We start from the raw sequence: 26,499 nt of genomic DNA on the forward strand, positions 1-26,499 counted from the left end.
CCATGGACACACATACCGGCGCCTATGAACGCTTCCGGCATTGGGCAACAACGCTTCTCACCCATCAGCATGCGGATGACGCCGAGGTGTATCAGTTCTCGACGATCGGCGCACTGCTCGAGGGCGTGTACGACGGCGACGTCACCGTCGCCGAGATCCTGCGCCACGGCGACTTCGGCCTGGGCACCTTCAACCACCTCGACGGCGAGATGGTCGTTCTCGACGGCGTCTGTTACCGGTTGCGCGCCGACGGCACCGCCAGCCGGGCCGCGCCGACCGATCGCAGCCCCTTCGCGGCGGTCACCCGGTTCCACAGCGACTTTGAGATCGATATCCAAGCCCGCACCGGCCGCGCGGATGTGACGGCCGCGATCGACCGCGAAATCAAAAGCGCCAACCTGATTTACGCCATCCGGATCACCGGGCACTTCGCCGAGCTGCACACCCGCACCGTGATGGCGCAGAAGCCGCCCTACCCGCCGCTGACCCAGGCCACCGAGGAGCAGGCCGAGACCGTCTTCACCGACGTGTCGGGCACGGTGGTCGGATTCCGCACCCCCGACTTCGAGCAGGGCATCTCGGTCGCGGGTTATCACCTGCACTTCCTCAACAGCGACCGCACCGGCGGGGGTCACATCCTCGATTTCACCCTCGAACGCGGAGAGGTCGCGGTCAGCGGGGCTTCGCAATTGCATCTGAGCCTCCCGACCTCCGGCGATTTCCTCGGCGCGCAGCTGTCCGGCGCCGACGTCGCCGAGCGGATCAACAAAGCCGAGGGCCCCAAGGCCGACTGAACGCAGCCGGTTCAGCGGAATTCATGGACTGTTCAGGCCAGCGCCAAGTCCACATTGTTGAATGCACACGCGAACCGCGTGTCCTCACGTTATGCGCGTTGTACAGGTCGCCAACTTCTATGGCCCTCGCTCCGGCGGCCTTCGCACCGCGGTGGACCGGCTGGGCGCCGAATATTGCGCCGGCGGCCATGAGGTGTTCCTGATCGTTCCCGGGCAGCGTGCCGAGCGCAGCCGGCTGCACACCGGTGTGGTGCGAATCACCCTGCCCGCCCGGCTGATTCCCCTCACCGGCGGCTACCGCGCCGTGCTGCCCGGGCCGGTCAAGGCACTGTTGGAGGCGTTGCGGCCCGACGCCCTGGAGGTCTCCGACCGGCTGACCCTGCGATCACTGGGACGGTGGGGGCGCGACCATGGCGCCACGACGGTCATGATTTCCCACGAGCGGCTGGATCGGCTTGTGGGACAGATCCTTCCGCGCCGCGCTGCGGTGAAATTCGCCGATCTGGCCAACGCGCGCACAGCGGCCGATTACGACACGGTGGTGTGCACCACCGGTTTCGCGCGGGAGGAATTCGACCGCATCGGCGCGATGAACACCGTGACCGTCCCGCTGGGCGTGGATCTGCAGACCTTCCACCCGCGCCGGCACTCGTACCTGGTACGGCGGCGCTGGGCCACCCCGACCCAGCTGCTGGTGGTCCATTGCGGCCGGCTGTCGGTGGAAAAGCGGGTCGACCGCAGCATCGACGCGATCGGCGAGTTGCGCCACGCCGGGGTCGATGCCCGGCTCGTCGTCGTGGGCGAGGGGCCGTTGCGGGCCAGGCTGGAGCGGCAGGCCGCCCGCCTTCCGGTGGACTTCACCGGCTTCGTCTCCGATCGGCACACGGTGGCCGGGCTGCTGGCCTCCGCCGACGTGACCCTGGCACCCGGGCCGCACGAGACTTTCGGGCTCGCGGCCCTGGAGTCGCTGGCCTGCGGGACACCGGCCGTGGTCTCGCGCACCTCGGCGTTGACCGAGATCATCACCGCGGACAGCGGTGCTTCGGCCGACAACCACCCGGCCGCCATCGCGCGGGCGGTCAGCGCCGTCACCAGCCGTCCCGAGCACCACCGCCGCGTCTCCGCGCGGCGCCGTGCCGAGGACTTCACCTGGCACCGGGCAGCAACGGGCATGCTGGCCACGTTGGGGGCACCCGCACTGGACGAGGACCCCGGCGACGCCGAGCACACGGCTTAGTCGCCCCCGGAACGCTCCGGCTTCCAGCCGACGTACGTCAGGTACAGCCCGGCGGAGGCGAGGCAGGCGAATAACACCCAGATCGCCACGGACATGCCCGAGGTGTAGATCGCATCACCGGCCGCATCGTAGGCCCGGGGCACGGTCAACAACAGCACCCCGCGTATCACGAAAAACCAGCCCACACCCGACACAATGACGGCCGCCAGGCTGCGCCAATACTGGTGAAACGCGATGATGAAAATCCCGCTCATCAACAGGATCGCGCCATAAAGCCAGGGCCACATGGGATTTGCCTTGAACTCCGTGAACAGCTCCCGCATGTACGAGCCGCGCACCGCGACTGTGATCGGCACGATCGTGAGGTAGGGGCCCAGCACGCGGGCGAACATGCGGGTACGGGTCTGCGATTGCTCGGATGTGCTCATTAGCGCTGAACTCCTTAAAAGTCGGAGGCTGCCCACGATCCGGGCGGATACGGCGGAACCACGCCGGCGAAGGCGCCATCGGTGAGCCTGCACAGGGTGTCGGAAATCGTTCCGGCATTGGCCAATACCTTCGCGTCGCTGCCCGGCGCGACGCGCGCAACCACCGCCTGCCAGAAATAACCGACGCCGCCGTGTTCGTACCAGACGAACCAGTCGGCGTCGCGATTGCCGGCACGAATCAGCCGGCGGAACGGCAACGTCGGATCGCTGACCGAGTCGGTCGCGTTGAACGGCGCCCCGATGTCGGCGATGGGCGGCAGCAGCTTGGTCAGCTCCGGCGGCAGTTGGGACAAGTGCTGCACTTCCCGCACGGGTGTCGTCAACGCGCACTGGGTGTTTGGCATCGCTTCCGCGGGGACCGCCGCCACCAGAGCCAACGCGGCCGCAAGACAACCGCTGAGTCCATAGCTGATGCGCGCCACGATCTGCTCCATCCGCTCTACCGCTCACCAGGACGCTACGCCACCCCTTGGGAGAACGGCGCCGCTTTTCGCGCGGCCACTAGGCTCGGTGCAGACGATCAGGGAGGCGAATCGGTGGGAACCCGAGACCAGGTGTTGATCACCGTCGCAGAGCTGGCTGGCCTCCTCGAGGCCGGCGATCCGGTAACCATCCTCGACGTGCGATGGCGCCTCGACGAGCCCGACGGGCGGCCGGCCTACCTGGACGGCCACCTACCGGGCGCGGTGTACGCATCCCTCGAAGACGAACTCAGCGATCACACGGTCGCCGGACGCGGCCGCCACCCGCTGCCGTCGGGACGCGATCTGCAGGTCGCCGCCCGCCGGTGGGGAATCCGGGACGACGTGCCGGTCGTGGTCTACGACGACTGGAATCGCGCCGGCTCGGCGCGCGCCTGGTGGGTGTTGACGGCGGCCGGCCTGACCGACGTTCGCATCCTCGACGGCGGCCTGGCCGCCTGGCGAGCGGCGGGACGGAGCCTCGAAACGGGGCGGGTGACACCGCAGCCCGGGAATGTGACTGTGCCGCACGATGATCTGTACGCCGGAAGCCGGCCCGCCCTGACCGCCGAGCAAGCCGGCGACGGCGCCGTGAAGCTGCTCGACGCGCGGGCGCCCGAACGCTTCCGCGGCGAAATCGAACCGCTCGACCCCGCCGCCGGCCACATCCCCGGCGCCACGAACCTGCCCAGTACCGCCGTCCTGGCGGCCGACGGCACGTTCGTCGGCGGCGACGCGCTCAGTCAAATTCTCGCCGAACACGGCGTCGATCACGGCGGCCCGTTGGGCACCTACTGCGGCTCGGGCGTGACCGCCAGCGTCACGGTAGCCGCGCTCGCCGCGCTGGGCCGGGAGGCGGCGCTGTTTCCCGGGTCGTGGTCCGAATGGTGTTCGGACCCCGCGCGTGCCGTCGCCCGCGGTCCCGAGTAACGGTCATCACCCGTCCCAGCTCTGCAGGAAGGCGGCGGTCACCCGGGCGGCGTTATTCGCCGCGATCCGCTTGTAGCAGAAGAACTGGAACGGAAAGCCCGGCAGGTGGAGCGGATCGCCCGGCCCGTCCGTAATGGCCCGGATGCCCAGGAACGGGACACCGTGCGCATCGGCGACGGCCTGCGCCGCCGCGGTCTCCATGTCCGTCGCATCGTAGGCCGGGTCCGACGTCGAGACGATGTTCAGGTTGCTGATGAGCGCGCTCCTGAGCCAGCGGCCCGCCGCCTGCCGGAAATTGCCCGTGTACCGCAGCGACCGATCGGGCGCGCGGCGGGGCTGGCAGCCGAAAACATCGCCGCCGTTCGGGATACAGGGAAACGCCACGCCGTTGTTGTTGTCCCAACTGCAACCGTCGCCACCGACGACGATTCGCGGCCTGCGTCGCAGATCGATCCTGCCGGCGACACTTTCCAGTGCGACGGAGAGCTTCTCGGCCGTGGCCAGCATGGCGGGATCGACCGGGTGAAACGTCGTGCCGTTGTCCAGTGTCCAGCGCGCCGGTACGGCCACGTCCGCGATGCAAATGCGCGCCGCCCCGCCGGCGACCCCCGAAAACACAACCGCCCCAATCTCGTTGGACGATCCGCGCGCGAAGCGAGCCAACGCGGCCTCGGTGGTGTCGACGGCGTTCACCAAACCGATGCCGGTCATCGAAACGATCACCTTCTTGCCGGCGATCGCGCCGAGATAGAAGTGCCGCCGGTCGGCCACGACCACCGGGTCGTGGTCAAGCGTGGTGTGGGACAGCACCGCGTCGGCTTCGGCCGGAAAGGCGGACAACACCAGCGTGCGCCGTTCACCGCGATCCGCACCAGCACGCATCGACCCAGTAAACGCCACCACAGCCGCGGGCGGGACCGACTTCGGTCGCGGCTTTGCTGATTCCGGCCCTTCGCGGGTAGGCCAGCGGTTAGTCTCAGCGGCGTTGCAGGCAACCCTGGGCGCGCCACAGAGGAGCACGTTCATGCTCGAAGTGATCGACAGAACGCCGCGCCGCGAATCCCACAAGCCGCCGGTGCTATTCGTCCACGGCGCGTGGCACGGCGCCTGGTGCTGGGACGAGCATTTCCTGGACTTCTTCGCGGACAGGGGCCACCGAGCGTTGGCGCTGAGCCTTCGCGGTCACGGAAAGAGCCCGGCTCTCAAGTCGATGCGGTTGTGTTCGATCGCGGACTTCGTTGCCGACATCGCCACGGTCGCGGACGGGTTGCCGCAACGACCGGTGATAGTCGGCCACTCCATGGGCGGCTTCGTCGTCCAGAAGTACTTGGAGTCGCACGACGCTGCGGCCGCCGTGCTGCTGGCGTCGGTACCCCCGAACGGAATCCGCGGATTCTTGGCGCGCAGGTTCAAGCGCCACCCGTGGTACACCGCCAGCGGCCTGGCCAGGACCAGGTCGTTGTGCGGTGTCGGCGCCACACCGGAATTGGCCCGCGAGACCTTCTTCTCGCAGTCGAACTCCGAAGCCGACGTGGCGCGCTATGCCGCCGAACTCTGCGAGGAGTACGCCCTCAAGATCGCGATTGACATGTTGTGGCACGACCTGCCCAGACCGGCGCTCGTCAGCACACCGCTGTTGGTGTTGGGGGCCGAAGACGACGTGTGCTTCACGGCACGGGAAGTCCGGGTGACCGCGGCCGCCTACGACACCGAAGCGGAAATCTTCCCTAAGATGAGCCACGACATGATGCTCGACCCTGGGTGGCGCACCGTCGCCGAGAGAATCCACGCCTGGCTCGAAACATGCGTGCCCGCAAGTTGACTGCGCAATGAGCGGCCGGCTTGACGGCAGGGTCGCCATCATCACCGGGGCCAGCACCGGCCTGGGGCCCGTGCTCGGCGCGCTGTTCGTCCGGGAGGGCGCCAAGGTGCTGCTGGCCGCGCGACGCGAAGAGCTGGTGCGCGAGGCCGCCCACGCCGCGGGGCCCGGCGCCATCGCGATGCGCGCGGATGTAACCGACGAGCATGACGTCGCGGCCATGGTGGCGCGAGCCGTCGCCGAATTCGGCCAGGTCGACATTCTGTGCAACAACGCCGCCGCGCCCGGACAGGACCGCTGGATCTGGGAGCAGACCCTGGAGAACTGGAACGCCACGATCGCCATCGACGTCACCGCGGCGATGCTGTGCACCCGGGAAGTGCTCAACCAGTCGATGCTGGCACGCCGTCGCGGCGTCATCCTCAACTTCTCTTCCACGGCAGGCTATTCCGGCATCGTCCGCAAGACACACTACGTCACCGCCAAGGCATCCCTTCGGGCGTTCACCAAGACCGTCGCGCTGGAGGTCGGGCCCTACGGAATCCGGTGCAACTGCATCGTGCCCGGCGCCATCGATACCGAGCTGTGGCGGCAATGGGTGCAACGCACGGCCGACGAGCGGGGGATCGATTTCGCCACCCAGCGGGCCAAGGCCCTTAAAGGTGTTGCCCTGCAGGATATCTCCGCGCCCGAAGATGTCGCCAACCTGGCGTTGTTTCTGGCCAGCGACGAAAGCCGCACCATCACCGGCCAATCCATCCCCGTCGACGCCGGAGGGTACATGCAGGGATGAGCGCCCCACGACTCTCGGTGGCCACACCCGTAGTGACGATGTTTCCGAAGACCAGCGGCGACTGGGAGAAACACGCTTCCATCGACGATCTTGCGCGGATCGCCGAGGCGGCGGATCGGCTCGGCTACCACCACCTGACCTGCAGCGAACACATCGCGCTGCCCGCGGCCGAGACGCACCGCCGCGGTACCCGCTATTGGGATCCGCTGGCCACCTTCGGCTACCTGGCGGCGCGTACCCAACGAATCCGGTTGGCCACCAACGTGCTGGTGCTCGGATACCACCATCCGCTCGAGATCGCCAAACGCTACGGCACGCTGGACAAGGTGAGCGGCGGCCGGCTCATCCTCGGCGTCGGAGTCGGCAGCCTCAAAGAGGAGTTCGAGCTCATCGGCGCACCCTTCGACGACCGCGGACCGCGGGGTGACGACGCAATCAAGGCGCTACGCGCCTCGCTGTCCGTGCCCGAACCCGTCTACCATGGCGAGTTTTACTCGTTCGACGGCATGGTTGTCGATCCGTGCGCGGTGCAGGACCGTATCCCGATCTGGATCGGGGGTCGCACGCTGCGGTCGCTGCGCCGCGCCGCGAACCTGGCCGACGGCTGGGCACCCTTCAACGTGACCCTGCCTCAGGCGCGAGACTGGTTGAGCCGCTTCGATCTTCGATCCGATTTTGAGGTCGTCCTGCCGCCATCGACGGCACTGGATCCGATCAACGAGCCGGAACAAACCCGCGACGCCATCGGCGAGGCCGCCGCGCACGGCGCCACCAACGTGCCCGCCGTCTTCCGCCACATCTCGCTGCAGCATTACCTGGACAACCTGCAGGCGCTCGCCGAGCTGCAATCCCCCGGCGGCGCCGCGTGATCCGCGTCAGGGCAGGCATATTCAGCCTCACCGCCGCCGCGCCGGCCGACGACGACGGCAGCTATCTGCGTTGGCACCTGCTGGATCACATGCCGGAGCAGTATCAACTTCCCGGCATCGTGCACGGGTTGCGCTGGATCGCCGACGGCGACTATCCCCAGCACCGACTGGCGGCCCGCGGCCCGCTGGGCGAGATTGGCAACGCGGTGCACTATCTGGTGAGCGACCCCGTCGAGGAGACCTTCGACGACTTCGTCGCCCTCGGCCGCGCGCTGCGCGAGAACGGCCGCTTTCCCGTCGTCAGGCCGTCCCTGCAAGTTGCCGGCCTCCGCTTGTTGCAATGGCACAGCGCCCCGCACGCGCTCGTCTCCGCCGAGGTGGTGCCGTTCCGGCCGCACCGCGGCATCGTGCTGATCGTCGAAGAACCCGTTGACGGACGCCGCCCGGACGGGTGGCTGCAGTGGTTGCATGCCGAGCACCACCCGGCGCTGCTCGGTGTGCCGGGCACGGCCGGCGCCTGGACATTCGGTTCCAGCGCGGGCTGGAGCCGACTACCGCGGGGCTGGCGAACTGAGCACCAATACATTACCGTCGTCTACCTCGACGACGAGCCGCTGACCACGACCCGTGCCCTGGCCCCCGTCATCGAAGAGCGGTGGCGAACGGGCGCGGTACGGCCCATCTTCGCCGGACCGCTGCGCAGCATGGTCAGTTGGGAAGCCTGGCGGTAAACCCCCCGGTTGACTGGTCGCCAGAGAAATGAGACCTTCCCGAAACGAAGGGAACCTATCGTCCTCGCTGACAACGGAGGTGAGATGACCAATCGGTGTGTCCTCGCGGCCGCCGGGATCGTTCTGGCGGCCGGTCTGTCCGGCTGTTCGGACAAGGGCGGCCAGCCGGCGTCCGCCCCGAGTTCGAGCCCGGTTGCTGTGACCACGACCGTCATGATCGACGGGAACAAACACACCATGACCAAGGCGGTCAGCTGCGCCAGTTCGGCGGCGCAACCGAACGCGTCGCCACCGGAATCCGGGGATTTGACCACCCGCATCACCGTGCACGACGACACGGCGTCTGTGTCGCTGGCCCTGTCCGACGAGAAGCCGCCCATGGTGGACGGATTCGCGATTTCACTGACGCTGGCCAACGGTCAGTACCAACTGCCCTACCAGTCGACCAAGTCGGCCACCCAGGTCCAGGCAACCAAGGAGGGCAAGAGCTACACGGTCACCGGAACCGGCGAGGCGACAACGCCCGGCCAAAGCGGCACGCGCCCGGTGACTTTCGGGGTGCACGTCACCTGTCCGTAACTGCAGTGCCGCGGAAACGGTTGTCTACCGTCGTCGCCTCTGCGATGCTGGCAGCTTGGACATCTTCGCGGAGTGGCAAACCGGCGGCACTGAACTGCGTTGGCGGTCAACGACCGCCGCCAACGATGCGCACGAAGTCGCGGTGTTCAGTCGCCGCTGCGGCACACCCGGCGCCCCCGCCCTGGTCCTCGTGCACGGCTTCCCGACGTCGAGCATCGACTATTTCGCCTTGGCCGCTGAATTGGGTTCCGAGTTCGACATCTACCTGCTGGACTTCCCGGGTTACGGCCTGTCCGACAAGCCGGCCGAGCCGTATGTGTATTCGCTCTACGACGACGCGCGTCTGCTTGTCTACGCGATCACCCAGGTGTGGAATCTGACCGAATACCGCATGCTCACCCACGATCGCGGCAGCAGCGTCGGCATGATCGCACTGGAGATGCTGGCCGCCCTGGATCCGCCGGCCGCGCCCGTCGACCTCATCGTGACGAACGCCAACATCTACCTACCGCTGTCCAACCTCACCGCATTCCAGACCGCGCTGCTTGACCCCGCGACCGGTAGGCCCACCGCGGAGGCGACGACGCCGGAGTTGCTGGCGGCGGGTCTGGGAGCCAGCACCTTTATGCCGCGGCGGACAACCGACGACCCGGAGATCGCCGCGCTGGCCAAGTGCTTCGCCCACAACGACGGAATCCGCGTGCTGCCCGACACCATCCAATACCTGCACGAGCGTGCCGCGGACGAAACAGGTTGGCTGGAGGCACTTTCCAAGAGCCCGGTCAACACCACCCTGGTGTGGGGGCTGCATGACAACGTCGCGCCGCTGCGTGTCCCCAATCACGTCTGGCAGACGTATCTGAAGAACAAGCCCGGCCGCAACCGCTATTGGGTGGTGCCCGGCGCCGACCACTACCTGCAATGCGACGCGCCCGGCCAACTGGCCGAGATTGTTCGGCTCACGGCCCAGGGCGGCGACATTCCGCTGCAGACACTCGGCAACCAGCCCGACGGCGCGGTGTTGGTCGACCAAAGCGCCTCCTAGCCCGGCCGCCCGAGTGCCCGGCTAGCCGCACACTCAAGCTCGAGTGCCCGGCTGGCCGGGCACCCTCAGCGGGCCGGGCCAGCAGCGTCAGCCGGTGACGACGGGCAGGCGCGCCCACCCCCGCACGCTCGCGGTGTGCGCTCGCTGGGCGTTGGCGTAGTCGACTTCCCAGTCGGGCCAGCGCTTGAGGACCTCTTCGAGGGCCACGCGACCCTCCATCCGGGCCAGCGCGGAGCCCAGGCAGAAGTGCAGGCCTTGCCCGAAACTCAGGTGGCTGCCACCGCGGTGGATGTCATAACGGTCCGGATCCGTGAAGTGCCGATCATCTCGGTTGGCAGAACCGTTGAGCAGCAACATGTACGAGCCCTCGGGCACCACCCGACCGTAGAGCTCGGCGTCCTGCGCCACATAGCGGGCCTGCACCGGCGAGGGCGGCTCGTAGCGCAGCGTCTCCTCCACCGCGCCGGGGATCAGGGACGGGTCGGCGACCAGTTCGCGGCGCTGATCCGGGTGATCGGACAGCAGCTGTCCCATGAAGCCGATCAGCCGGGCCGTGGTCTCGTTCCCGGCACCGGCGATCATGGCGGTGTAGGCCAGCACCTCGGTCCGCGACAGGGGCCGCCGGGTGCCGCCCGGTTCCTCGATCTCGGCCCGCAGCAGGTCGGTCATCAGGTCATCGGAGGGGTGATCGGCCCGCCATTCGATGTACTCGGCGAACACCACGATGCTCTCCTCGAACAGCTTCGCGTTGACCGCGGCGGGGTCGCGCTCCTCGGACAACTCGATGTACGCCCCGCCGCGATCGCGAATCTTGGCCTGATCCTGCTCGGGAATGCCCAACAGGTAACCGATGGTCCGCATCGGCATCATCGCCCCGAGATCGGCGATGAAGTCGAAGCCGCCGGCACCGATCAGCGGATCCAGCTCGCGGACGCAGAAGTCGCGCACCAGGCTCTCCACGGCCAGCATGCGCCGCGGCGTGAAGACACGGGACAGCAGGCGGCGGTGCAGGTCGTGCAGCGGCGGGTCTTCGAACAACAGAATGCCCGGTGGCACTTCGATATTGGCGAACAAGATGTCGGCCGTGGTCCCGCGGCCGGATCGGTAGGTCTGCCAGTTCGGCAGCTCGCGCGCCACGTCGTCGTACCGGCTCAGCGCGAAGAAGTTGTACTTCTCGTTGTAGTACAGCGGCGCTTCGTCGCGCATGCGCTTCCACACCGGGTACGGGTTGTCGTCGATATCGGAGTCGAACGGGTCGTAGTACAAGTCGATCGTGCTGGTGCCGGCCATTGTCAGTCCCTTCGCTCAGTCGTTTCGGTGTAGGAAGCCATGCAGGATCGCCTGGGTGAGTTCTTCGACGATCACCTCTCGAGATGGCGGCTTGGCGCCGAAGTAGGTGGAGCGCAACGCGGCCATGCCGGCGATCATTGCCACCGTCGAGTGAGCGGGCAGGTCGGGATGGTCCGACCGCAGTCCCCGCAGATGCATGCCCTCCGCGCTGATCTCCCCGAGCGCCGTGATCGCCCGTCTGATATCGGCGACGCCGGCGTCGGCCTTCTCTTCCTCGCTGAGTGCCTCCGACGCCATCAGCGTCAGCAGCAGACCCTGGTGTTCGACGAAGACGTCGTAGAGCTGTCCGACGAAATGTCGGGCCAGCTCTTGCTCGTCGGTCTCCTCGGGGACCACCGATTGCCAGGTCCGGCCGAACTCGGCGACGAAGTCGGTAAACGGCTGGACGAGCGCCTCGCGGAACAGCGCCGCCTTCGAACCGAAGTGACGGAACAACAGATGCTCGGTAACGCCTGCGGCCTGGGCGATTTCACGCGTGGTCGTGCTGCGGTAGTCCTGGCGGGCGAAGCGCGCCCGGGCGCTGTCGAGCAGCAGCTTGCGCGGAGCGCCACGCGGTCGGCGGTTCGCCGGGGGCGGCGCTTCCGCCGCGGCGGGTTTCGTGCTGGGTGGCCGCTGGGGCACGGTTTCGCTCCTCGCCCGATTGTTGACTGTCTTTAGGATAGTGTGCACTATCTAATGAGTCGAGCGTAGGAAGGGGTGCGACCGTGGGCGCCGTCATCATGCTGGGCACGCTGTTCGGGCTGATCGTCCTCATATTCGGGCTGGTGTTGCGCTTCGACCCGCAGGCCCGCCGGGCTCAAGGACACGATCGGTGAGCTCCCAGATGACGCCCGTGATGCAGGCGGCGAGTGCCTTCGCGCTCGTCGGGGGCATCGGGTTCACCGCCCTCGGCGTGTACCTCAGCGTTCGGCGGCGCCGCCTCCACCCCCTCCTGCTGCTGTGCATCTCGGCGATGTCGTTTTCGTGGATCGAGGCCCCCTATGACTGGGCGATGTACGCGCAGTTCCCGCCGGCAATCCCCCGCATGCCGTCGTGGTGGCCGCTGAACGTGACGTGGGGTGGACTGCCGTTGTTCGTTCCCGTCGGCTACATCTCCTACTTCGTGCTGCCAGCCGTGACGGGCACGGCGCTCGGGCGATGGTTGAGCGGTCGGTTCGGATGGCGAAGGCCCCCAACGTTGTTGGTGGTTGGTCTTGTCGTCGGCTTCTGCTGGGCGCTGTTCTTCAACGGGTTCCTCGGCGCCAAGCTCGGCGTGTTCTACTACGGCCGGGTCATCCCCGGGCTGGCGATCCGCGAGGGCACCGTGCATCAGTACCCGCTGTACGACTCCCTCGCGATGGCCATCCAGATGATGGTCTTCACCTATCTGCTGGGCCGCACCGACCCGCAAGGACGAAACGTCATCGAGATGTGGGCCGAGAACAGGGCGAAGAGCCGCCTGGGTTCGTCGCTGCTGTCCGTCGTCGCTGTGGTCGTCGTCGGAAACGTCCTCTATGGCGCGGTTTTCGCGCCGCACCTCGTCACGAAGCTGGGCGGCTGGGTGACCGCGGGACCGACGGAGCAGTTGTTTCCGGGCGTGCCGAATCAACCCGAGTAGTTACTTGCCCCGGCGGTCACCCAAGAGCCTCGGGCAGCACAACCTCTCCCACGCGCTTGAGATACGACCACGCGACGTCCGGTGGCAGCCCGCCGCACAGCGGTGACAGGTTGAGGACCTGGCCGGCGCGGACCCGCGAGATCGCCTCGGGGACAGAGATAATCACGTGTGATGTCCCGGTCGCACGCAGCTCGTCCACGGTGTTGACGTGGCTGAATCCCGCCGTCGTCTCGTCCCCGGGGTTCCACGCGGCATAGGTGCGCACATCGTGCAGCAGGTGCTCGCCGATCTCTTTCCACGCCTGCTCCACGTCGTCGGCGACGAAGACGACCGAGGGCGTGTCGCGGTCGGGAAAGAAGGTGGGCCCGGGCTGGTGGCCGTGCTCCCGGCAGGCCTCTTCGTAGGCTTCCTGCATGCCTGGTGCGTTGGCGTTGCCCAGCATGCCCAGGCCATACCTGCCGGCCCGGCGGGCCGCTGCCAACGTTCCGCCGCCCCACATCAGTGCCGGCCCGCCGGGAGTCAGCGGACGCGGTGTGACGGTGATCCGCCTTCCGTCTTCGACGACGGTTTCACCGGCAAGCAGTCGCCGTAACAGCGCGAGTTTCTCGTCGCAGAGGCGGCCACGCGTCTTGATCGGCACACCGAAGTGCTCGAACTCCTCGGGCCGATAGCCCAACGCCAGGATGTAGGACGCCCGCCCGTTGCTGATGATGTCGAGGACCGCCATGTCCTCGGCGAGACGCACGGTTTCGTAGAACGGAAGAATCAGGATCAGGCTCAGCGCCAGACGCTGCGTTCGCCCGGCCACGGCCGAGGCCAGCAGAAGCGGTGACGGCAGGTAGCCGTCCTCCGACCCGTGATGCTCGCACAGCACAGCGGCCAGACCGCCGTGTTCCTCGGCCCAGGCGCACATTTCGGGTGCCGCGGCGTACAGATCGGTTGGGGGCGCGGCCCATTCGGGATCGCGCATGTCGAAGCGCAGCGTGTACACGGCAAACTCCTAGGTGGCCTAATCTTGGTGATGCACGTTACACGCTCAGTCGAAGGCGTAAAGCGGCAGCGTCGTGGGAATGTCCAATGAGCTCAGCAGGCCCGGGCGCGCGTCGACGACATAGGGAATGGCATTGACCACCCGCATGGCCGTCGACGCCATCGCGGCGTGCCCGGCGCCGTGGCCTTCGGCATCGCCGAGCGTCATCACGCAGTGGATGTCGGGATCGCCGTCGATGTCCACGCGATAGGTCGCGTCGAACTCCGAGGTGGGCCAGTCGGGCGCGACGTCGCGGGCCATTCGGATCACGTGTTCGATCACGATCGCCTCGCGGCCGTTGACCACCCCGGCGGCCCGGGTCCGCACGGCACCGCAGGTGTCCGCCTCGATGGTGCCGAACGCCACCTCGATGTCGCGCTCGGTCAACCGGCGGTCGAGCGAACCGCGCACCTGCTCCACCTCGACCCGAAGACCCTCGGCGATCAGGTATATCGGTGCCTGCCAGGCCATCTCGATGAAGCCGGGAGTCTTCAGCATCGGCTCGAAATCCAGCGGCCGGCCGAAGCCCATCCCGTCCATCATGACGTCGGCCACCGGGTAGTGATCGTTGAGCGCGACCTCGCTGGCCGTGATGGTGCGGATGTTCTTGGACTGCGTCGTCATCAGCAGGGCGAGCTGGTCGGAGGCGAACCCGGGAAAGATGCCGGAAACGTAGAACGAGGCGCCGCCGGCCTTGGCCGCCACCTCGAGTTGGTCACGCCAGTCGGGGGCGAAATACGACGGCGGATGCACCAGGCTCGTCGAGGACGTCGACACAACGTTGATGCCGGCCCCCAGCAGCCGCAGGTAGTCGGGCACGGCCGCACCGTCGCGTTCGGGGCCGCTGGCCGCGAACACCACGCAGTCGGGCGACAAAGCCATCAGCGCATCGGCGTCGTTGGTGGCCGCCACGCCCAGCGGCTCGCCACCGGCCAATTCGCCCGCGTCCCTGCCGACCTTGTCGCTCGAATGTACCCACACGCCAACGAGTTCCAAATCCGGCCGACGCCTGATGGCATCGATGGCGATCGAGCCGACTCCCCCGGTGGACCACACGACAACACGCATCAGCATTCTCCTTACTGGACGTGTGCCCGCGCGGCGGCGGCCGCCGCGCGCTCTAGGTACGGCCACGCAACGTCGGGCGCGATGCCACCGCACAGCGGGTGCAGTGGCAACGGCCGGCCGCCGCGCACGTAGTCGGTCGCCTCGTCCGAGGTCAATATGCGGTACGGGCCGCGCTCTTCGCGCAGAGCCGCGACGCTGTCGGCGCGTGTGATGCTCGCGACGGAATCGTCCCGGGGCCGGTAGGAGGCCGCCATCACGGCGTCGTGCAGCAGGTGGGGCCCCAGCACATCCCACGCCTCATTCACGTCGTCAGCGACGAAAACCGCAGTGGGTGCGCCCGGGACGGGGAACTGGACGATCCCCGGCTCATGTCCGTGCGCGCGGCACTGGGCTTCGTAGAACTCCTTCAGGCCCGGCCACTCCGTCTGGGAGACGAACCCGAGGCCGTAGCGCCCGGCCCGACGGGCGGCGGCCTCGCTGCCGCCGGCGATCAGCATCATCGGTCCACCGGGTGAACCGCACGCCGGCGTGACACGGATTGTGCGACCGCGATATTCGACGGGCTCCCCGCGCACCAGCGGCCCGAGCACCGCCAACATCTCGTCGGCCGCGCGGCCGCGGGTGGCCATGTCGACGCCGAAGTGGTCGTACTCCTCGCGTCGATGCCCGACGCCGAACGCATACGACACCCGTCCCCGGCTGACCAGGTCGAGCACGCACATCTCTTCGGCGAGCCGGACGAGGTCCCACAACGGAATCGGCACGGCGGCAAGCAGGATCGCCAATGTGCGTGTCCTGGCCGCGATCGCCGCGGCCAACGTCAGCGGTGCGGGCAGGTGGCCGTCGTCGGTGCCGTGATGCTCGGAGAGCACGGCCAACACGCCGCCGCGGGATTCCGCCCACGCGCACATGTCGATGGCGGCCGCATAAAGGTCGGCGGCCGGCCCGGCCCCACTCGGCGCCCGCATATCGAACCGAAGGATGAACATCAGCGCGCACCCGCGTCGCCTCTGAGGATCGGCCGGAATGCCCGCACAGCTGCAGACTAACCTAAGATTTGTTCTTTAAGATAGTGCGCGCTCTCTTAACCCTTGACCCCGCGGACGCGCGGCTGCTAGCTTCCGAAGCGAACGTTGGGTAACGGTCGGCGTAAAGGGCAACGGCCGCCTCAGTTTTCATCGCGCACGCATCTGAGGAGGAACAAGATGACGACTCATCGCGTGGTGGTGTGGGCGACCGGCGGCATCGGATCGATCGCGATCCGCACCATCCAGCATCGCCCCAATCTGGACTTGGTCGGGGTATGGGTGCACTCGCCGGAAAAGGACGGCAGGGACGCGGGCGAACTCGCCAACGGCGAGCCGATCGGTCTGGCGGCCACTACCGATGCCGACGCGCTGATTGCGTTGAAGCCCGATTGCGTCATCTACGCCGCCAGCGGTCCGGAACGCGACGCGCTGGCCATCCCGGATTACGTCAGGCTGCTCGAGTCCGGCATCAACGTCGTCACGACCAGTACCACCCGCTTGGTCAACCCGCACGCCTACGAACCCGCCGAGTGGCGCGACCAACTGGTCGCCGCGGCCAAGCAGGGCCAGGTGTCGCTGTACGCGTCGGGAATCGAGCCCGGCTTCGCCGCCGACTACCTGCCGCTGGTGCTGTCGACCCAGTCGTCGTCCATCGACAAGATTCACGCGTTCGAGATCGGCCTGTACGACGACTACGGCGTGCCCGACATCATGAGCGACGCGCTCGGTTTCGGGCGCCCACTCGACTATCAACCCTGGATCGGTTTCCCCGGCGCGATCGCCGGGGAATGGCAGGGGCAGATCCGATTGGTCGCCGACGCGCTCGGCGTCGAAGTCCAGGAAGTCCGCGAATATTTCGACCGCGCCGTCACCAACCGGACGCTGGAGGTCGCCATGGGCACCGTCGAGGCCGGAACGTGCGGCGCGCTGCGGATGCGGGCGATCGGCGTCGTCGACGGCCGGGAGGCCATCGTCATCGAGCACGTCACCCGGCTCGCGCACGACGTCGCCCCGGACTGGCCGACGGGGATCGGCGACCTGTCCTACCGCGTCATGATCAGCGGCGACCCCGACATCGATTGCACGCTGGCCGCGACGCTCAAGGACCCACGCAAGGCCGGAGTCGGCGGAATGACTTCCGGGGCCGGCGCGATGGTCGCCACCGCGATGCGCGTCGTCAACGCCGTGCCGTATGTCGTTGCGGCAGAACCGGGATTGATCAGTTCGGTGGACCTGCCGTTGACGATCCCGCAACACGCGTTTGTCGGCGGCTAGGTTGCGCCGGTTACTCTGCGGGCGTGACGTTTAACCCGCTCGAGGAGCTCACGCTGCAGCAACTGCAGCTCCGCACGAGCATGAAATGGCGCGCGCATCCGGCCGATGTCCTGCCGCTGTGGGTCGCCGAGATGGACGTCATGCTGGCACCCACCGTGGCCGACGCGCTGCGGGCGGCCATCGACAACGGCGACACCGGATATCCGTGCGGCACCGCGCTGGCCGAAGCGGTGAGTCAATTCGCGTCTGAGCGCTGGCAGTGGCACGACCTGGACATCGGTCGCACCGCGATCGTCCCGGACGTCATGCTCGGCGGCGTGGAGCTGTTACGTCTGGTCACCGACCGCGGCGACGCCGTCATCGTCAACCCGCCGGTGTACGCCCCGTTCTACGCCTTCGTCACGCACGACGGCCGCCACGTCGTCGAAGCGCCGCTCGACGCCGAAGGCCGAGTCGATCTGGACGCATTGGCGGACGCCTTTGCGCGCGCCCGAGCCCGGGGTGGAAACGTCGCGTACCTGTTGTGCAACCCGCACAATCCCACCGGAACGGTGCATACGGCCGACGAACTCGGGGCCATCGCCGAACTCGCCCGCCGGTTCGGCGTCCGGGTGGTGTCGGACGAAATTCACGCGCCCGTGGTCTTGTCGGGCTCGCGGTTCACCCCGTACCTGACCGTGCCCGGCGCGGAGAACGCCTTCGCCCTGACGTCCGCGTCCAAGGCCTGGAGCCTGTCCGGACTCAAGGCGGCACTGGCCATCGCCGGACCGGAGGCAGTCGCGGACCTGCACCGGATGCCGGAAGAGGTCAGCCACGGGCCGAGCCACTTCGGCGTCATCGCCCACGCCGAAGCTTTCCGAACCGGTGGCGACTGGCTCGACGACCTGCTGCGCGGCCTGGATCGGAACCGGACGCTGCTCGGCGATCTGGTCGCCGAGCAGCTGCCGAAGGTGAAATACCAATGGCCGCAAGGGACTTACCTCGCATGGCTCGATTGCCGGGAGCTCGGCTTCACCGAAGACGCCGCCGATGGGCTTGCGGTGGTGGCCGACCTGTCCGGGCCCGCCCGGTGGTTCCTCGACCACGCCCGGGTGGCGCTGAGTTCCGGCCACGTCTTCGGCACCGGCGGCGCGGGGCACGTCCGGCTGAACTTCGCGACCTCGGGGGCCATCCTCACCGAGGCCGTGTCCCGAATGGGCCGCGCCCTCGCCCACGCGGCCGACACGCGCTAGGCCGGAATCTCCTCGGCGCCGCGGCCCAAGTTGCGGAAGCCCTCGGCGGGCCGCTTGAAGCCGAGCACGAACGGCAGCGAGTTCAACTCCAGCTTGGCCGTGGCCCCGAGCCGGCGCAGGAAGCTGGACTCGGCCGGGGCCAGGGAAACCTGCGACGTCGCGAGGTCGAGGTAGTGCGTCGAGGTCTCCCCGATGTCGTCGAAGACGTGGGTCAGCGTTTTGCACTGCGAGCGCACCGGTTCGTCGAGGCACGCCGCGACGGGATCGGTCATCAGCACGTATTCGATCACGGGCACCATGTTTTTCAGCATGCGATGCACCAGGATGACGTCGAAGCCCGCGAGCTCTGTGTGGCGCTTCACCCGCTGCTCGGCCACCTCACCCTGGTGGACGACGAACTTCAACGAGAGCTTGTCCAACTGCGCGCAACTCGCACACTCGCAGGCGAGATCCTTTTGGAAGCGCTCACGCCGCGCGATGAACGCTTCCCGCATCCGGGACAGCCGGTCACACACCAGCACTTTGGCGTCGCCGTCGGGCGCCCAGAAGAAGGCGGCGTCACCCTCCAGCTTCGCCAGCTTCAGGCCTCTGCCGGCATCGATCACCGCCTCCAGCAGACCCGCCACCGTCAACTGCGCATGGGCCAGGTGGGTGCGGTTCCACTGCATGTAGTGGGTATAGCCGCTGATGTCGGCAATGATCAGGACCGCGCGCCGAATCGCCATGAACAAGCCAGTTTACTGTCCGCCCAACGCTTAGCCCAATGAAATCTCCCACTAGACGAACTCGCGTTGTCGCGGGAGGCTAACTCAAGGCGCCCGCCCACCGGAGGAGCTGAATATGCATGTGCTACGAACCCCGGATTCCCGATTCGAAAACCTGGAGGGCTATCCGTTCGTAGCGAACTACCTCGACGTGGCGGCGAGCGACACCCAGCCGCTGCGCATGCACTTCCTCGATGAGGGCCCGGCCGATGGACCGCCGATCGTGCTGCTGCATGGGGAACCCACCTGGAGCTACCTCTACCGGACGATGATCCAGCCGCTGGCCGACGCCGGAAACCGCGTGCTCGCGCCCGACCTGATCGGTTTTGGCCGCTCGGACAAGCCCAGCCGGATGGAGGATTACACCTACCAGCGGCACGTCGAATGGGTGACCGCCTGGTTCGAGCGCCTGAATCTCAAGGACGTGACGCTGTTCGTGCAGGACTGGGGATCGCTGATCGGGCTGCGCATCGCCGCCGAGCAGGGCGACCGCTTCGCTCGACTCGTGGTGGCCAATGGCTTCCTGCCCACCGCGGACCGACCCACTCCACCCGCCTTCCACGTCTGGCGGGCGTTCGCGCGCTACTCCCCCGTGCTGCCCGCCGGCCGCATCGTCTCCATGGGGACCGTCCGCCACGTTCCCTCCCGGGTGCGGGCCGGGTACGACGCGCCGTTTCCCGACAAGACGTATCAGGCCGGGGCCCGCGCCTTCCCGCAATTGGTGCCCACCTCCCCGGACGATCCGGCGATCCCCGCCAATAGGGCCGCCTGGAAAGCGCTGGGCCAATGGGACAAGCCCTTCCTCGCCATCTTCGGGGCCCGGGACCCCATCCTCGGCCAGGCGGACCGTCCGCTGATCAAGCACATCCCCGGCGCCGCTGGTCAGCCGCACGCCCGCATCCGCGCCAGTCACTTCATCCAAGAAGACGCCGGACCCGAACTGGCCGAACGCATTCTGTCCTGGCAGCAGGCGCTGCGCTGACCGCGTCAGCGGGTGTTGACCCTCCCCTGTCGATCAGTGGTCCGGGATGCCCGCCCCGGCCAGAGCCGGAACTGCGTCCTCGTTGTGTAGCAGCGACGCGGCACCGGTCTTGAACTGGGTGAGCTTGTCGATGATCGTCTGCCCCTCTGGAGTGTGGCCCCAGATGCTGATGCCCTGGTGGGTGGTGGGCTCCCAGGTGGCCTCGTCCACGACAATCGGATTCCAGCCGACTTCCCATTCGAACCCCGACGGCGTGACGGCGTAGAAGGACAGCTCCTTGTCGTTGGTGTGCTGGCCCACCCCGAGCGCCATCCGGAAACCCAGTTGCTTGACGCGCTGGTAGGCGGCGGTCATGTCGTCGAGTTCGGCGACCTGGACATTGACGTGCTGGACCCGGGTGCGGATCGGGTTCAGCCTCAGCCGGTTGACCGAAGCGATCGCCACGGTGTGGTGCCGCTCGTTGAATCGCAGGAAGCGGATCTTGAATCTGAGGCCGCTGATCGTCTCGTCGATGTAGTCGGACAACCGCGCATCCAACACCGTGTCGTAGTAGCCACGCAGCTGATGAGGCTTCGTGGTGGCGACGGCCACGTGCCCCAAACCCGCTGCGCCCGTGACGAACCCGCTAGAAGCCACCATGCGCAACGGCGCGATGCCGGGACGCGCGCGGGTGAAGACCTCCTGGGTCAAGCCGTTCGGCCCGGGAAACCGGACGAGCCGCTCCACGCCGCGCAGCGCCGCCTCCTCGTCGGTGCCCTCGGCCACGGGCACACCATGCTGCGTCACGCGCGCGAGCACGGTGTCGAAGGCGTCGTGGTCGTCGAGCTGCCAGCCGATAGCGGTGACGTCTTCGGCGGGGCCGCGTTGCAGCAAAAACCGGCACTCGTTGTCGTCGAGGCGGAACCGCATGGCGTCGGTCATCCCGTCGTCGCAGTGCATGCCGATGGCATCGCGGCCGAATCGTCGCCAGTCGCCGAACTTTTGCGTCTCGATCACCACGTAACCGAGGTGGACCCGGCCGAAAACCGACGGGCTCATCGCTCGTTCTCCAAGAAGTCGATGACCAGACGGTGGAACAGTTCGGCGCGTTCCCATTGCATCCAGTGCCCGGTGTGCGAGGTCATCACCAGATCCGCGTTCGGCAGCGCGTTGAGCAGCAGGGGGCCGCCCGATGGCCGGTTCACCTTGTCGTCGCGGCCCCACAGGACGAGCGTCGGTGTCATCAGGGTCCGCAGCCGGCTGTCTCGGGTGAGGTCCATTCGCCACAGCGTGCGCAGCGCCGTTGGGCCGGAGGGGCGGCGCAGCGGCGGATCCGCGACCACCGCCGGGTCGATCGACGCGCGGTAGCGCAGGTCGATCAAGTCCTCGGGCACCGAGGCACCGTCGTAGACCAGATAGGTGCGGATGAACGTCGCGAGCTTGTCGCGGCTCGGGCCGTCGCCGCCGTAGTAGGACAGCAGGCTCCGCAATCCGGGCGTGGGCAGGCCCCTCGTCGTGCCGATCCCGCCCGGACCCATCAGGACCAGCTTGCCGACGCGGTGCGGGGTGTCCAGGGCCAGCCGCAGGGCCGCCGCGCCGCCGTACGAGTTGCCGACGAGATGGGCGGTATCGACGCCGAGCTCGTCTAGGAGGCCGCGCATCATGTCGGCCAGGTAACCGAACGGATCGTCTTGGTCGACGCCCTTGACCGACCTGCCGTAGCCGGGCATGTCGGGAACGATGAGTCGGAAATGCGTTGCGAGAGCGTCGATATTGCGCGAATAGTTCGACACTCCCGACGCGCCGGGGCCGCCGCCGTGCAGCATGACAACGGCCGGTCCGCTCCCCGTCTCGGAGACGAAGATCGGTTTACCGGCGACGCTGACGGTCCGCTCGTTCAGCTGTGTGGCGATCATGCGGTGACTCCGATCGGGGTGGCGGGGAGGGATGACGTCAGGTCGGTGAAGTCCTTCGGCGGCGCCGGCAGCGGACGGCCCTCGCCGGCGGCGGCGAACACGAATCCGTCGGGGCGCAGCACCACCGCCGCCGCCTTCTTGCTCCGAAGCCACCGGGTCAGCGTGCCGTCGTCGTCGCGAATCGCACCGCCCTGCGGCGCGCCGGCCTGGATGGCCAGGGCGCGAGCGCCCAGCCGCGCCCACCGATCGGCGCCCGGTGGCGCCACACCGAGGTGCAGGACGGCCCAGCCCCCGCCGAGGACATCGTCCGCCCGCAACCTCTTACCGGTCGTGTCGGTGACCCAGGGTTGCGGCAGCTGCCAACCGACCGCGGCATGCGCCTCGGTGGTGAAACACCCGTCGGGGTAGTGCGCGGGCGGAATCCAAATCAGGCCCTGCCCCGCCTTGAGCACGCCGGGCAGCCGCGTCAGCGCGCGCAGCAAATGGTTTCTCAAGAATGCCAACGCCTTTCGGCGCTCGGTGATGAGGCGTCCGTTGCGCACCGCCCGGCGGGTGACCTCGGTGACGTGGGGTTTGCGCTCGACCTGGTAGCTGTCGAGCAGTGCATCGGGCGCCTGCCCACGCGCCACCGCCGCTAGCTTCCAGCACAGGTTGGCCACGTCGCGCACCCCGGCCGACATCCCCTGGCCGATCCAGGGCGGCATGGCGTGCGCCGCGTCACCGGCCAGGAAGACCCGCCCGACGCGCCAGCGATCCGCGACGCGCACGTGGTGGCTGTAGATGACGGCACGCAGGATCTTCACCTGCTCCTCGGTGATGCCCTGCTCGCGCAGGACCTCCCACACGGCCTCGTGGGTGACGAGTCGCTTCTCGTCCTCTCCGGCTCGGGCCGGGTACTCCCAGCGGTGATGCCCCAGCGGGGTCGGGCAGTCCACCGTCGGGCGGGCGGGATTGCAGTGAAAGCGCAACCGGTCGTGACCGTCCCACTCGCGGATCACCTTGGTGTCGATGACAACCCAGCGTTCGGCGTATGTGCGTCCTTCGTATCCGACTCCGAGTTGGGCACGGGTCGGCGACGCTCCGCCGTCGGCGGCGATCACGTACGAGGCCTTCACGCGTTTGAAGGCGTCGGTGCGCAGGTCGGCGAGCATCAGTTCGACGGTCGAGTCGCCGTTGATCACGCGCAAGCATTCGTGTTCGAGCAACACCTCGACGTTGGGATACCGGGCGACGCCCTCCCGCAGCACGTGGTCAACCGCGGGCTGGTACAGGAACTGCTGCGGCGGATGCCCGCAGCCCCGGGACGTCATGGTGGTTTCGACGAACGGCACCCCGTCGGCGTCGACCCACGCCAACGGCCGGTCGGGCAGCATGTCCCGTTGCAACCGGTCCGCCAAACCGACGGACTGCCAGATCCGCATCACCTCCTCGTCGGTCGAAATGGCCCGCGCGCGACCGTACACATCGGGGTCGCGCTCGATGACGACGACGTTAAGCCCCATGCGGCCAAGGAGATTCGCGGCGGTGGCGCCGGTGGGCCCATAGCCGATCACCGCCACGTCATAGGTCAGGTGCTCGTTCATTGCCCTCTCGCCTTCGTGTCGGGCTTGTTCTGTAGTGATCGCTACGGTAATGTAGTGATCACTACAGAGTCAAGGGCCTCCAGCAAGGAGTTTCAGTGGCCGCTAACGACAAGCCGCAAAAGTCGAACAGGCGCCGCCGCGTCGACGGCGAAGCGTCCAGAAGCCGCATCCTGGACGCGGCCACCGAGATCGCCAGCGAGCGCGGCTACGAGGGCACCAGCATCGGACTGGTCAGCGCCAAGTGCGGCCTGCCGGCCAGTTCCATCTACTGGCACTTCAAAGACAAGGATGACCTGATCGCCGCGGTCATCGAACGCAGCTTCGCGCACTGGCTTTCGGCATGGCAGATGCCTGCCGAAGGAACCGCGCGGGAGCGGCTCGTCTCGATGGTTATGCAGATCGCGAAGGCGCTGCTCGACTCCCCCGACTTCCTGCGCCTCGGTCTGATGCTCGCGCTGGAGCGCCGGCCGGTCGAGCCGCGGGCGCGTGCCATGTTCCTCGCCGTGCGCGCCCAGGCGTTCGAGACGCTCACGCTAGCCATCGGGGACCTCGTCCCTGGGCTGACCGACGCGCAGGTCCACCAGTTGGCCACCTACGCCCTCGCCGGTGGCGATGGCCTGTTCGTCGCCAAGGAGATCGGCGGTGATTCGGTCGACCTGCTGGCGCTGTTTGAGCTGCACGCGAGCACCCTCTACGACAGCGCGCTGCGCATGGCCGCCGAGAACGCAAAGTGACCCCGACCCAAAAGTGGCCGGTGGCCATCATCGGCTCGGGCAACATCGGCACCGACCTGCTGCTCAAGATCCTGGGCAGCGACGGCCCGCTCACGGTGGCCGCCATGGTGGGTGTCGACCCACACTCGGACGGACTGGCCCGGGCGCGGCGAATGGGCGTGCCCGTCATCGCCGACGGGGTCGGCGGGTTGCTGAGCATGCCGGACTTTGCCCGCATCAAGCTGGCCTTCGACGCCACCTCCGCCAACGCGCATCGCGCCAACTGGGCGGCCCTGCAAGCCACCGGAATCCGAATGCTCGACCTCACGCCCGCGTCGATCGGCCCGATGTGCGTGCCCGTGGTCAACCTGAACGACCACCTCGACGCACCCAATCTCAACATGGTGACCTGCGGCGGGCAGGCAACGGTGCCGATCGTTGCGGCCGTCGCCAAGTCGGGAATCGTCTCCTACGCCGAGATCGTCTCGTCGATCTCCGCGAAGTCCGCCGGCCCGGGCACCCGGGCCAACATTGACGAGTTCATCGAAACCACCTCAACCGCAGTACAAGTCGTGGGCGGTGCGCAGCGCGGCAAGGCCGTCATCATCGTCAACCCCGCGGACCCCCCGGTGCTTATGCGCAACACCGTGTACTGCCTCGTCGACGGGGACGTCGACCACCGCTCGATCGAGAACGAAATCCTCGACATGGTCGGCCAGGTCGCCGCATACGTGCCCGGCTATCGGCTGAAGCAAGACGTGCAATTCGAGGTCTTCGGCCACGACGATCCGCTCTACATTCCTGAAACCGGCAAGTTCACGGGCACCGGCGTCACGGTGATGCTCGAGGTGGCCGGCGCAGGCGACTACCTGCCCGCCTACTCCGGGAACCTCGACATCATGACCTCTGCCGCTAAGGCCACCGCAGAGCGCTTGGCTCTCCGTGCCATGCACCCCGCCGAAAGTGTCGGTGCCACAACGTGACCCAACACATCTATGTCAGCGACGTGACCCTGCGCGACGGCATGCACGCGGTGCGCCACCAGTACAGCATCGAGCAGGCCACCATCATCGCGCGGGGCACTCGACGAAGCGGGGGTCGACTCGATAGAAGTCGCTCACGGTGACGGGTTGTCGGGTTCGAGCTGCGTGTACGGGTTCGGGGCGCACACGGACGCCGAATGGATCGAGGCCGTCGCCGCGGCCGTCGACCACGCGAAGATCGCGACGCTACTTCTGCCGGGCGTGGGCACTCTGCGCGACCTCAGGGACGCGCAGCGCGCGGGCGCAACCGTCATGCGCGTCGGCACCCACTGCACCGAGGCGGACATCGCCGCGCCTTATCTCGCCGCCGCCCGCGGCCTGGGCATGGACGCCGTCGGCTTCCTGATGATGAGCCACATGACCAGTCCGGCCGGTCTGGCCGGCCAAGCCAAGCTGATGGAGGGATACGGTGCCACCTGCGTCTACGTCGTGGACTCGGGCGGCGCGATGACGATGCGCGATGTCGGCGACCGAGTCCACGCCCTCCGCCAAACCCTGTTACCCACAACGGAAATCGGCATCCACGCCCACCACAACCTGTCGCTGGGCGTCGCCAACTCGATCACCGCCGTCGAGCACGGCGCTTACCGAGTCGACGCATCCCTGGCGGGCATGGGAGCGGGTGCCGGAAACGCGCCGCTGGAGGTCTTCATCGCCGCGGCCTCCCGCCTTGGCTGGCACCATGGTTGCGATCTCCATCGGTTGCAGGACGCGGCCGACGACGTCGTCCGGCCGCTGCAAGACCGGCCCGTGCGGGTGGACCGCGAGACTTTGACTCTCGGCTACGCGGGCGTGTATTCCAGCTTTCTACGGCACGCGGAGGCGGCCGCTGCCCGGTTCGGCATCGACGCCCGCACGCTGCTCGAAGAGGCCGGTCGGCGCCGGATGGTGGGCGGCCAGGAGGACATGCTCGTCGACATCGCCCTCGACCTCACCGGTGCTCACTTGCTTGACATTCGCCGTCATAAGGACCCCTAACGTTCGTTCTCGACCTTACTTTCACGCTTCGGTCGCGAATCAGGGTTGCCCCTATACTCTCGGATGCCTTGATGTTCAGAACGGTGCGACGCTTTGATCGCTGACGGACATGCCGTGGCCGCTGCGGTCATTCCTGAGTAGGCCTGGAAATTGAGTGTTATGCGGCCCTCGAGAGCGCCGAGATCGGCTTCAAACCACTGTAATTGGCCATCAAG

The 26,499-nt window shown here is 67.6% G+C and carries 27 protein-coding genes and 1 pseudogene; 16 read left to right on the forward strand and 12 right to left on the reverse strand.

Going from position 1 to position 26,499, the window contains the following annotated elements:
* The first annotated feature begins 2 nt into the window (after positions 1 to 2).
* Positions 3 to 794, forward strand: a complete 792-nt coding sequence (gene budA, locus A5758_RS13445; RefSeq protein ID WP_082939676.1) for an acetolactate decarboxylase — start codon at positions 3 to 5, stop codon at positions 792 to 794.
* A gap of 91 nt (positions 795 to 885) precedes the next feature.
* Positions 886 to 2,031 carry a glycosyltransferase gene (locus A5758_RS13450; RefSeq protein WP_067740624.1) on the forward strand — a complete coding sequence of 382 codons (1,146 nt, stop codon included), beginning with the start codon at positions 886 to 888 and terminating at the stop codon, positions 2,029 to 2,031.
* Here A5758_RS13450 and A5758_RS13455 read toward each other — a convergent pair.
* Both A5758_RS13455 and A5758_RS13460 read right to left on the reverse strand, forming a co-directional pair.
* Complete coding sequence (locus A5758_RS13455; RefSeq protein WP_067740626.1) at positions 2,028 to 2,459, reverse strand: hypothetical protein; 432 nt, start codon at positions 2,457 to 2,459, stop codon at positions 2,028 to 2,030. The genes A5758_RS13450 and A5758_RS13455 overlap by 4 nt on opposite strands.
* 14 nt (positions 2,460 to 2,473) lie before the next feature.
* Positions 2,474 to 2,953: a hypothetical protein gene (locus tag A5758_RS13460; protein ID WP_231987309.1), complete on the reverse strand. Its 480-nt coding sequence runs from the start codon at positions 2,951 to 2,953 to the stop codon at positions 2,474 to 2,476.
* A 102-nt stretch (positions 2,954 to 3,055) separates the two neighbouring features.
* On the opposite strand from A5758_RS13460, the gene A5758_RS13465 reads away from it, so the two are divergent.
* Positions 3,056 to 3,910, forward strand: coding sequence for a sulfurtransferase (locus A5758_RS13465; RefSeq protein ID WP_067740633.1), 855 nt, complete (start codon positions 3,056 to 3,058; stop codon positions 3,908 to 3,910).
* Between the two features lie 6 nt (positions 3,911 to 3,916).
* Here the strand turns inward: A5758_RS13465 and A5758_RS25220 are convergent, their stop codons facing one another.
* A complete protein-coding gene (locus A5758_RS25220; RefSeq protein WP_082939677.1) occupies positions 3,917 to 4,792 on the reverse strand; it encodes a hypothetical protein in 876 nt (291 codons plus the stop codon).
* Positions 4,793 to 4,934: 142 nt separating this feature from the next.
* On the opposite strand from A5758_RS25220, the gene A5758_RS13475 reads away from it, so the two are divergent.
* The 6 genes from A5758_RS13475 (at position 4,935) to A5758_RS13500 (ending at position 9,746) form a co-directional block, all read left to right on the forward strand.
* Positions 4,935 to 5,732, forward strand: coding sequence for an alpha/beta hydrolase (locus A5758_RS13475; RefSeq protein WP_067740635.1), 798 nt, complete (start codon positions 4,935 to 4,937; stop codon positions 5,730 to 5,732).
* A gap of 7 nt (positions 5,733 to 5,739) precedes the next feature.
* Positions 5,740 to 6,522: an SDR family NAD(P)-dependent oxidoreductase gene (locus A5758_RS13480; RefSeq protein ID WP_067740637.1), complete on the forward strand. Its 783-nt coding sequence runs from the start codon at positions 5,740 to 5,742 to the stop codon at positions 6,520 to 6,522.
* A complete protein-coding gene (locus A5758_RS13485; RefSeq protein ID WP_067740639.1) occupies positions 6,519 to 7,391 on the forward strand; it encodes an LLM class F420-dependent oxidoreductase in 873 nt (290 codons plus the stop codon). Before A5758_RS13480 ends, A5758_RS13485 begins: the two co-directional genes overlap by 4 nt.
* A complete protein-coding gene (locus A5758_RS13490; protein WP_067740739.1) occupies positions 7,391 to 8,122 on the forward strand; it encodes a hypothetical protein in 732 nt (243 codons plus the stop codon). Before A5758_RS13485 ends, A5758_RS13490 begins: the two co-directional genes overlap by 1 nt.
* 84 nt (positions 8,123 to 8,206) lie before the next feature.
* Positions 8,207 to 8,701 (forward strand): lipoprotein LpqH, encoded by a 495-nt coding sequence (locus A5758_RS13495; protein WP_067212255.1) that lies wholly within the window; start codon positions 8,207 to 8,209, stop codon positions 8,699 to 8,701.
* Between the two features lie 55 nt (positions 8,702 to 8,756).
* Entirely contained in the window at positions 8,757 to 9,746 is a 990-nt protein-coding gene (locus A5758_RS13500; RefSeq protein ID WP_067740641.1) for an alpha/beta fold hydrolase, read from the forward strand.
* A gap of 87 nt (positions 9,747 to 9,833) precedes the next feature.
* Here the strand turns inward: A5758_RS13500 and A5758_RS13505 are convergent, their stop codons facing one another.
* Positions 9,834 to 11,036 carry a cytochrome P450 gene (locus A5758_RS13505; protein ID WP_067740643.1) on the reverse strand — a complete coding sequence of 401 codons (1,203 nt, stop codon included), beginning with the start codon at positions 11,034 to 11,036 and terminating at the stop codon, positions 9,834 to 9,836.
* A 15-nt stretch (positions 11,037 to 11,051) separates the two neighbouring features.
* A complete protein-coding gene (locus A5758_RS13510; protein WP_067740645.1) occupies positions 11,052 to 11,717 on the reverse strand; it encodes a TetR/AcrR family transcriptional regulator in 666 nt (221 codons plus the stop codon).
* A gap of 190 nt (positions 11,718 to 11,907) precedes the next feature.
* Here A5758_RS13510 and A5758_RS13515 point away from each other — a divergent pair, with 190 nt between their 5' ends.
* Positions 11,908 to 12,693: a spirocyclase AveC family protein gene (locus A5758_RS13515; protein WP_067740647.1), complete on the forward strand. Its 786-nt coding sequence runs from the start codon at positions 11,908 to 11,910 to the stop codon at positions 12,691 to 12,693.
* 16 nt (positions 12,694 to 12,709) lie between these two features.
* Here the strand turns inward: A5758_RS13515 and A5758_RS13520 are convergent, their stop codons facing one another.
* From A5758_RS13520 to A5758_RS13530, 3 genes are read right to left on the reverse strand one after another with little or no spacing between them, the layout of a single operon-like run.
* Positions 12,710 to 13,684 carry an LLM class flavin-dependent oxidoreductase gene (locus A5758_RS13520; RefSeq protein ID WP_067740649.1) on the reverse strand — a complete coding sequence of 325 codons (975 nt, stop codon included), beginning with the start codon at positions 13,682 to 13,684 and terminating at the stop codon, positions 12,710 to 12,712.
* A gap of 45 nt (positions 13,685 to 13,729) precedes the next feature.
* On the reverse strand, positions 13,730 to 14,791 hold the full coding sequence (locus A5758_RS13525) for a dihydrodipicolinate reductase (RefSeq protein ID WP_156622624.1): 1,062 nt from the start codon (positions 14,789 to 14,791) through the stop codon (positions 13,730 to 13,732).
* 11 nt (positions 14,792 to 14,802) lie between these two features.
* On the reverse strand, positions 14,803 to 15,780 hold the full coding sequence (locus tag A5758_RS13530) for an LLM class flavin-dependent oxidoreductase (RefSeq protein WP_067740657.1): 978 nt from the start codon (positions 15,778 to 15,780) through the stop codon (positions 14,803 to 14,805).
* A 216-nt stretch (positions 15,781 to 15,996) separates the two neighbouring features.
* Between A5758_RS13530 and A5758_RS13535 the strand changes: the two genes are divergently transcribed.
* Both A5758_RS13535 and A5758_RS13540 read left to right on the forward strand, forming a co-directional pair.
* Positions 15,997 to 17,094, forward strand: a complete 1,098-nt coding sequence (locus A5758_RS13535) for a dihydrodipicolinate reductase (RefSeq protein WP_067740664.1) — start codon at positions 15,997 to 15,999, stop codon at positions 17,092 to 17,094.
* An 80-nt stretch (positions 17,095 to 17,174) separates the two neighbouring features.
* Complete coding sequence (locus tag A5758_RS13540; protein ID WP_369816440.1) at positions 17,175 to 18,326, forward strand: MalY/PatB family protein; 1,152 nt, start codon at positions 17,175 to 17,177, stop codon at positions 18,324 to 18,326.
* Here A5758_RS13540 and A5758_RS13545 read toward each other — a convergent pair.
* The gene (locus A5758_RS13545; protein WP_067740668.1) at positions 18,323 to 19,051 is read right to left on the reverse strand and encodes a DUF2652 domain-containing protein; all 729 of its coding nucleotides are present in this window, start codon (positions 19,049 to 19,051) and stop codon (positions 18,323 to 18,325) included. The genes A5758_RS13540 and A5758_RS13545 overlap by 4 nt on opposite strands.
* Before the next feature lie 115 nt (positions 19,052 to 19,166).
* Here A5758_RS13545 and A5758_RS13550 point away from each other — a divergent pair, with 115 nt between their 5' ends.
* Entirely contained in the window at positions 19,167 to 20,072 is a 906-nt protein-coding gene (locus tag A5758_RS13550) for a haloalkane dehalogenase (protein WP_067740670.1), read from the forward strand.
* Between the two features lie 33 nt (positions 20,073 to 20,105).
* Here the strand turns inward: A5758_RS13550 and A5758_RS13555 are convergent, their stop codons facing one another.
* The 3 genes from A5758_RS13555 to A5758_RS13565 are packed head-to-tail and all read right to left on the reverse strand — an operon-like array spanning position 20,106 to position 23,550.
* On the reverse strand, positions 20,106 to 21,110 hold the full coding sequence (locus A5758_RS13555) for a VOC family protein (RefSeq protein ID WP_067740672.1): 1,005 nt from the start codon (positions 21,108 to 21,110) through the stop codon (positions 20,106 to 20,108).
* Entirely contained in the window at positions 21,107 to 21,967 is an 861-nt protein-coding gene (locus tag A5758_RS13560) for an alpha/beta fold hydrolase (protein WP_067740674.1), read from the reverse strand. The genes A5758_RS13555 and A5758_RS13560 overlap by 4 nt, the downstream gene beginning before the upstream one ends.
* On the reverse strand, positions 21,964 to 23,550 hold the full coding sequence (locus A5758_RS13565) for a bifunctional 3-(3-hydroxy-phenyl)propionate/3-hydroxycinnamic acid hydroxylase (protein WP_067740676.1): 1,587 nt from the start codon (positions 23,548 to 23,550) through the stop codon (positions 21,964 to 21,966). Before A5758_RS13565 ends, A5758_RS13560 begins: the two co-directional genes overlap by 4 nt.
* Before the next feature lie 95 nt (positions 23,551 to 23,645).
* Between A5758_RS13565 and A5758_RS13570 the strand changes: the two genes are divergently transcribed.
* From A5758_RS13570 to dmpG, 3 genes and pseudogenes are all read left to right on the forward strand, one after another.
* Positions 23,646 to 24,284 carry a TetR/AcrR family transcriptional regulator gene (locus A5758_RS13570; RefSeq protein ID WP_067203614.1) on the forward strand — a complete coding sequence of 213 codons (639 nt, stop codon included), beginning with the start codon at positions 23,646 to 23,648 and terminating at the stop codon, positions 24,282 to 24,284.
* Positions 24,281 to 25,246 carry an acetaldehyde dehydrogenase (acetylating) gene (locus A5758_RS13575; RefSeq protein ID WP_255377736.1) on the forward strand — a complete coding sequence of 322 codons (966 nt, stop codon included), beginning with the start codon at positions 24,281 to 24,283 and terminating at the stop codon, positions 25,244 to 25,246. Before A5758_RS13570 ends, A5758_RS13575 begins: the two co-directional genes overlap by 4 nt.
* Before the next feature lie 41 nt (positions 25,247 to 25,287).
* A pseudogene (dmpG, locus tag A5758_RS13580) lies at positions 25,288 to 26,284 on the forward strand (4-hydroxy-2-oxovalerate aldolase).
* Positions 26,285 to 26,499: the final 215 nt, after the last annotated feature.

Origin of the sequence: Mycobacterium sp. 852014-50255_SCH5639931, assembly GCF_001665605.1 — a bacterium.
GTDB lineage: Bacteria > Actinomycetota > Actinomycetes > Mycobacteriales > Mycobacteriaceae > Mycobacterium > Mycobacterium paraffinicum.

What these genes read in the sequence shown, in the direction of transcription:
- A5758_RS25220 (WP_082939677.1), bottom strand. Translation starts at nt 4,792, where the DNA reads ATGCGTGCTGGTGCGGATCGCGGTGAACGGCGCACGCTGGTGTTGTCC.
- A5758_RS13540 (WP_369816440.1), top strand. Translation starts at nt 17,175, where the DNA reads ATGAAATGGCGCGCGCATCCGGCCGATGTCCTGCCGCTGTGGGTCGCC.
- A5758_RS13535 (WP_067740664.1), top strand. Translation starts at nt 15,997, where the DNA reads ATGACGACTCATCGCGTGGTGGTGTGGGCGACCGGCGGCATCGGATCG.
- A5758_RS13475 (WP_067740635.1), top strand. Translation starts at nt 4,935, where the DNA reads ATGCTCGAAGTGATCGACAGAACGCCGCGCCGCGAATCCCACAAGCCG.
- A5758_RS13460 (WP_231987309.1), bottom strand. Translation starts at nt 2,953, where the DNA reads ATGGAGCAGATCGTGGCGCGCATCAGCTATGGACTCAGCGGTTGTCTT.
- A5758_RS13525 (WP_156622624.1), bottom strand. Translation starts at nt 14,791, where the DNA reads ATGCGTGTTGTCGTGTGGTCCACCGGGGGAGTCGGCTCGATCGCCATC.
- A5758_RS13555 (WP_067740672.1), bottom strand. Translation starts at nt 21,110, where the DNA reads ATGAGCCCGTCGGTTTTCGGCCGGGTCCACCTCGGTTACGTGGTGATC.
- A5758_RS13550 (WP_067740670.1), top strand. Translation starts at nt 19,167, where the DNA reads ATGCATGTGCTACGAACCCCGGATTCCCGATTCGAAAACCTGGAGGGC.
- A5758_RS13560 (WP_067740674.1), bottom strand. Translation starts at nt 21,967, where the DNA reads ATGATCGCCACACAGCTGAACGAGCGGACCGTCAGCGTCGCCGGTAAA.
- A5758_RS13545 (WP_067740668.1), bottom strand. Translation starts at nt 19,051, where the DNA reads ATGGCGATTCGGCGCGCGGTCCTGATCATTGCCGACATCAGCGGCTAT.
- A5758_RS13450 (WP_067740624.1), top strand. Translation starts at nt 886, where the DNA reads ATGCGCGTTGTACAGGTCGCCAACTTCTATGGCCCTCGCTCCGGCGGC.
- A5758_RS13485 (WP_067740639.1), top strand. Translation starts at nt 6,519, where the DNA reads ATGAGCGCCCCACGACTCTCGGTGGCCACACCCGTAGTGACGATGTTT.
- A5758_RS13505 (WP_067740643.1), bottom strand. Translation starts at nt 11,036, where the DNA reads ATGGCCGGCACCAGCACGATCGACTTGTACTACGACCCGTTCGACTCC.
- A5758_RS13565 (WP_067740676.1), bottom strand. Translation starts at nt 23,550, where the DNA reads ATGAACGAGCACCTGACCTATGACGTGGCGGTGATCGGCTATGGGCCC.
- A5758_RS13495 (WP_067212255.1), top strand. Translation starts at nt 8,207, where the DNA reads ATGACCAATCGGTGTGTCCTCGCGGCCGCCGGGATCGTTCTGGCGGCC.
- A5758_RS13480 (WP_067740637.1), top strand. Translation starts at nt 5,740, where the DNA reads ATGAGCGGCCGGCTTGACGGCAGGGTCGCCATCATCACCGGGGCCAGC.
- budA (WP_082939676.1), top strand. Translation starts at nt 3, where the DNA reads ATGGACACACATACCGGCGCCTATGAACGCTTCCGGCATTGGGCAACA.
- A5758_RS13455 (WP_067740626.1), bottom strand. Translation starts at nt 2,459, where the DNA reads ATGAGCACATCCGAGCAATCGCAGACCCGTACCCGCATGTTCGCCCGC.
- A5758_RS13530 (WP_067740657.1), bottom strand. Translation starts at nt 15,780, where the DNA reads ATGTTCATCCTTCGGTTCGATATGCGGGCGCCGAGTGGGGCCGGGCCG.